The sequence below is a fragment of the Methylorubrum podarium genome (assembly GCF_022179745.1).
Classification (GTDB): domain Bacteria; phylum Pseudomonadota; class Alphaproteobacteria; order Rhizobiales; family Beijerinckiaceae; genus Methylobacterium; species Methylobacterium podarium.
The window spans coordinates 1-2,873 of sequence record NZ_BPRD01000204.1 but is presented as its reverse complement, the minus strand read 5'-3'; the positions used below and the strand labels follow the sequence as shown (position 1 = coordinate 2,873).

Genomic DNA, 2,873 nt, shown 5'->3' with positions numbered 1-2,873 from the left:
GACCGCGCCCGCGCTGAACAGGGCGCCGGGCGCGTGGTAGCCCCAGCCCACGCCGATGGCCGCAACGCCGGCGCTCCTGGCCATCATCATGTCGTAGGTCGTGTCGCCGATCATCACCGTCATGGACGGCTCGGCACCGGCCTCGTCCATCGCCTGGAGCAGCATCGCCGGATCCGGCTTGGAGGGCGCGTCGTCGGCGGTCTGGATCGTCGCGAACCAGCGCTCCCAGCCGTGCTTGTCCACGAGGTGATCGACGCCGCGGCGCGACTTGCCGGTGGCGATGCCGAGCTGGATGTCGTCGCGGCGATGCAGCCGGTCGACCAGCTCGGCCATTCCCGGAAACAGCGGCTCCTCGTAGTCGGGATCGATGCGCAAGGCCTGGAACGCCTTGCGATAGCTGTGCGAGAGCGACTCGATCGGTCCGGCCTCGCCGACGAGACGGCGGAACGCGTCGGGCAGGGAAAGCCCGACGACGGACAGGGCTTCCTTGCGCGCGGGCGCCTCCATGCCGTGCTCGGAGAAGGCGCGCCGCTGCGCCTCAACGATCAGGTGCTGGCTGTCGACGAGGGTGCCATCGACGTCGAAGACGATGAGTTTGAGCACGGACGCGGAGCCCCGCAGGCTCAAGGCCGGCGGGCGGGCGCCGGCTGCGAGGCCGGGCGCCGTTCGTAGCCGAGCCGGCAGCGGACGAGGAAGCGGCGGCGGGCGCCGCCCGAGAGCTTGCGGCGATGCGATTCGCGGTTGCAGGCGGCGTAGGAGGTGCGGCGTCGCCGCTCGGAGGCACGCGTTCCCTGATTCTGCCCCTGGTTCTGCGCGCGCGGTGCGGGCGCCGCCTGGGACGAGGTCGCGGCGGGTTGCGGCTGCCCCGGATTCTGCGCTCCCTGGGGCTGACCTCCCTGGGGCTGTCCCGGGGCCTGCGCCTGAGGCGCCCCCTTCGCCCCGTCGCCGGGCGGTGCCGCGCCGGCCGGCGCGACGGCGCAGAGCAGGCCGGCAAGCGCGACGGAAATCAGCGTGACGGGCCTCATGCGATCCTAAAACCTCGTTGCAGCGGCCACCGGCGGGAGGGCGACGTCCGAGAGGCCCGGCGGCAGATCCTGTCACGGCCCATCGATCCGAGCGCCGACGCGGCTTCGCCGGATCGGACGCCGAGGCGATCAAAGCACCTCGCCGTGTTCCCGTCCACGCGGAACGCTGACGATGCGCGGCCTATGGCAAGACCTATGGCAGGCGCCCCGTCTTCCAAGGCGCACCGCGCTGTCGTGAAGCGCCGGCGGCCGGCTCAGGCCTCCGGCGCCTCGACGATCGGGTCGTAGCGCGCGGCGTCGAAGCCGAGCAGGTTCCAGCTCTGCGCCATGTGTGGGGGCAGCGGCGCGCTGACATCGATCGGCTGGCCGGTCCGCGGATGCGGGATCACGATGCGGCGGGCGAGGAGATGCAGGCGGTTCTGGATGCCGCCGGGCAGCTCCCAGTTCTCGACGTCGAAATATTTCGGGTCGCCGACGATGGGGTGGCCGATATGGGCGGCGTGGGCGCGGAGCTGGTGCGTGCGGCCGGTCACGGGCTTCAGCGACAGCCAGGCGAGCTTCTGGGCCGCCTGATCGACGGTGGCGTAGTAGGTGAGGGCGTGGCTCGCCCCCTCGTCGCCGTGCTTGGCCACCCGCATGCGCGCGTCGGCATCGGTCGGCTCGTCCTTGACGAGGTAGGTCGAGACCCGGCCCTGGCGGGTGCGCGGCACGCCCGCCACCAGCGCCCAGTAGATCTTGCGCGCCGCGCGGGAGCGGAAGCTCTTGGCCAAGGTTGCGGCGGCGAGCCGCGTCTTGGCGACGATGAGACAGCCGGCCGTGTCCTTGTCGAGGCGGTGGACGAGGCGCGGGCGCTGCCCGTCCGGCCCGGTCAGCGCTTCCAGGAGGCCGTCGACGTGGCGCACGGTGCCCGAGCCGCCCTGCACCGCGAGGCCGAACGGCTTGTTGAGGATCATCATGTCCGCGTCCTCGTAGAGGATCAGCGAACGCAGGAACTCGGCATCGCCCGCGACCTTGGTGGCGCTGCGCGGCCTGTCGGCGGGCTGCTCCAGCTTGAGCGGCGGCACCCGCACGCTCGAACCGGGCTCCAGGCGGTCGTTCGGCTTGGCGCGCTTGCCATCGACCCGCAGCTCGCCCTTGCGGACGATGCTCTGCACGCGGGTGAAGGGAAGCTGGGGAAAGCGCGCGCCGAGGAAGCGGTCGATGCGCATCCCGGCCTCGTCGGGGGCGACGGTCAGGGTCTGCACGCCGCTCGCCAGCGTCGCCGAGGCGGCGGCGCGCTGCTCGCGGCGGGTCGGGCCGGCGGGCGGGGCAGGGGGCTCGCTCCGCGGCGCCTTGGCCGCGGACATCTTGGCAATGGGGGCTTTGGCAACCGGCGGCTTCGCCCGGGTTCGCGGCGCGTCCGGCTTCGGCGTAGCGGCTCTCGGCGCGCGCTGCGGGCGCGGCGCGCTCTCGGGTGCCGTGCCGTCGTCCCACGGCGAGCGGTCGCTGACATCCTCGCCGCGGTTGCGGGCGGCGCGCTGTGCGGCGTCCTTGGCGGAAGTGCGCGGTCCCGTGCCGGCGCGCGGCGCGAAGCCGCCGGGTCCGCGTTTGGCGCCGGAGCCGCGATGTGGAGGACGTCCCTTCATGCGCCGCTGCTATCATCCTGAGATGACGGCGCAAAGCGCCGGGACCGGTCGGGGGCCAGATTCACCGGACGGGCCATGCGCGGATCGCAGGTGAATGGTCCGCGCCGGGGCGGACGCGTCAGGCCGCGAGCCGCGCCGCCTCTAGGGTCAGGCCGAGCCCGACCGAGCCGAAGGTGTCGCCGTCGACCACCCGCGCCGTCGGCACGCAGGCGGTCAGCGCCGC

At 73.2% G+C, this 2,873-nt stretch carries 3 protein-coding genes; all 3 read right to left on the bottom strand.

What is annotated here, in order from left to right; translation table 11 throughout:
* On the bottom strand, positions 1-603 hold a 603-nt coding region (locus MFF42_RS10985), incomplete at its 3' end, for an HAD-IA family hydrolase (protein ID WP_238255791.1).
* Positions 604-623: 20 nt separating this feature from the next.
* Positions 624-1,025, bottom strand: a complete 402-nt coding sequence (locus MFF42_RS10980) for a serine/threonine protein kinase (protein WP_238255790.1) — start codon at positions 1,023-1,025, stop codon at positions 624-626.
* A 254-nt stretch (positions 1,026-1,279) separates the two neighbouring features.
* On the bottom strand, positions 1,280-2,650 hold the full coding sequence (locus tag MFF42_RS10975) for an RluA family pseudouridine synthase (protein WP_238255789.1): 1,371 nt from the start codon (positions 2,648-2,650) through the stop codon (positions 1,280-1,282).
* Positions 2,651-2,873 lie beyond the last annotated feature (223 nt).